Genomic DNA, 2359 nt, shown 5'->3' on the forward strand with positions numbered 1-2359 from the left:
ATTGATTTAGTGAACCATAAAGTCAATAGCGTTTTACCTGTACCCACTTTTTACCCAAATTAGATTTAGCGCATTGAATCACAAAATTTATTTTGTTCAAATCCATTAACAGGATTTGAAATGGTGTCCCGATTTTAACACGTATGCATTCAATATTAAAAGATATGTTATAACATTACTTTTTTATATTTGTTTTTTTCATGTATCATTCAAGAGTACAACTTCAGGGTGAAAGTTATGTTTGACAATATAGATGCCTTAAAAACAAAATTAGATCAGCATCGTCCTCTTTCTCCTGCAATTGTAAAAAATCTACAAGAAGATCTTATTGTTCGCTGGACCTATCATTCGAATGCAATTGAAGGCAATACACTTACATTGCTAGAAACAAAAGTCGTGTTAGAAGGCATAACTGTCGGTGGGAAGGCATTAAGAGAACACTTCGAGGCAATTAACCATAGAAACGCTATTTATTACGTTGAAGATATTATTCGAAAAGAAGAACCATTTTCTGAATGGCAAATTCGCAACATCCATCGACTCATTCTAAAAAATATCGATGATGACAATGCAGGACGTTATCGCCAACAAAACGTGTTGATTTCAGGTGCTACGACTAACCCACCCGACTATACACTGTTGAATGATAAAATGGCTCAGCTTGTCGATTGGTACAATACTGAGGCACATAAGCTACATCCTATTGAACGTGCAGCTAAAGTACATGCAGACTTTGTAGGCATTCATCCATTTATTGATGGGAATGGTCGTACATCACGCTTATTGATGAATCTCGAATTACTTAAAGCTGGATATCCGCCTTGTGTGATTACAGTAGAAAATCGTTTGGCTTACTATGAAGCTTTAGATCAATGGATGGCTTATGGTAAAACTGAAGCATTTATCCAATTAGTTTCTGAGGCTGTGCTTGATGGATTTAAACCATATCAAGTTGTATTGGGGATTTAAATTTATTCAGATCCTAGACAGTATCATGGACAATCGATCCCTCTAAATTCTTAAAATAATTCTGTTCAAAAGCTTCAGGGCTTAACCAGCCATTTGCAGAATGCCGTCTAATTCGATTGGGCTTTGTTGCACAAAGCTGTTCTTAAGGGCTTATTCAGCAATATAATTTCCAAATGAAGAAGCCTACACACAAAATCTATCGCACAACCAATTGGCCCGCATATAACCGAGCTCTCATTAATCGTGGGAATATTGCCATTTGGTTCGATCCAAAAACACAATGATATGTACAACCACAAGGCAAACAAGGTCGAAGTCAAACCTACTCCGACATAGCGATTCAATGATGTTTGATGATCAAATCTCTATTTAGACTCACTCTACGCATGGTTACTGGCTTTGCTCAAAGCTTAATTAAACTTTGCGGATTAGATTGGACAGCTCCAGATTACACTACGCTTTGTAGAAGACAAAAACATATTGATATTTAAATTAGCTATCAAAAAAGTAATGATAGGCTCCATCTACTTGTCGATTCCACGGGATTAAAGTTTTTAGGTGAAGGTGAATGGAAACGTAAAAAGCATCAGCCCGAATATCTTCGCCAATGGCGTAAACTCCACATTGGTATTGATGCTGAAACCTTGCAAATACGGGCAGTTCAGCTCACGACAAACAATGTCAGTGATTCACAGGTACTTGGTGATTTACTCGATCAGATTCCACAAGGTGAGCAAGCAGAAAAGGGACCAATTCCAAGTAATTTTGCTGCTGATAAAACCGATTACCCACGTAAAATCTATGAGAATGCACTCGTACATAAACTACCAGATGAGGTAGAAGCTGCTGACTTACGTGGAGCATATTTTGAAAAACGAAAAGGCTTAATGGCTGATTGGGCAGAATTTTGTAATGAATAAGATTTAAATGACATAAAATCAATAATTCTGCCTAAAATTGCTGAAGCATGAGTATATTCATTTGATTAGATAATAAAAAAACACAAAATAATTTATTGGCGCTGCTTGTGCAACAGAGCCAATTTATAACGGCTTTGTTGCACAAAGATTTGAAATACAAAGCCCCCTAATTGAGCCAAATTTAAGGCGTAACTTGGGTAAGTGGTCGACCTAATTCCGTAAATCTGTTGAGGACTGCTACACGTGCATGAATTTCATTCACCTGACTAGAAAAGCTTCTTGCCATTAATTTATCACCTAATAATTTGATGCAATGCATCTTGGTTTCCACCAAACTGCGGCGATGATAGCCGGACCATTTTTTCCATAATGTCCTGCCTAAACGTTTAACTGTTCGAAGTAATTCATTTCGCGCTAGCGAGCTGATCTTTGTATCTTTCCATGGTTTCGCATTTTTTCTAGGTGGAATC

2 protein-coding genes and 2 pseudogenes are annotated in these 2359 nt (G+C 37.1%); 3 read left to right on the top strand and 1 reads right to left on the bottom strand.

Annotation, left to right across the window (positions count from 1 at the left end; translation table 11 throughout):
* Nucleotides 1-237 precede the first annotated feature (237 nt).
* From FTT88_RS16940 to FTT88_RS17190, 3 genes and pseudogenes are all read left to right on the top strand, one after another.
* Nucleotides 238-969, top strand: a complete 732-nt coding sequence (locus FTT88_RS16940) for a Fic family protein (RefSeq protein WP_180174135.1) — start codon at nucleotides 238-240, stop codon at nucleotides 967-969.
* Nucleotides 970-1142: 173 nt separating this feature from the next.
* A pseudogene (locus tag FTT88_RS16945) lies at nucleotides 1143-1712 on the top strand (IS5 family transposase); the annotation flags it as partial.
* An 18-nt stretch (nucleotides 1713-1730) separates the two neighbouring features.
* Nucleotides 1731-1889 (top strand): annotated as a pseudogene (locus FTT88_RS17190) (integrase); the annotation flags it as partial.
* Between the two features lie 181 nt (nucleotides 1890-2070).
* On the opposite strand, the gene FTT88_RS16950 reads toward FTT88_RS17190, so the two are convergent.
* Nucleotides 2071-2359: transposase (locus tag FTT88_RS16950; RefSeq protein ID WP_373686023.1), on the bottom strand; the 289-nt coding region annotated here is incomplete at its 5' end.

The organism is Acinetobacter sp. YH01024 (assembly GCF_013420195.1).
GTDB classification, from domain to species: domain Bacteria; phylum Pseudomonadota; class Gammaproteobacteria; order Pseudomonadales; family Moraxellaceae; genus Acinetobacter; species Acinetobacter amyesii.

Coding starts and splice junctions, on each gene's coding strand:
- FTT88_RS16940 (WP_180174135.1), top strand. CDS start 238: ATGTTTGACAATATAGATGCCTTAAAAACAAAATTAGATCAGCATCGT.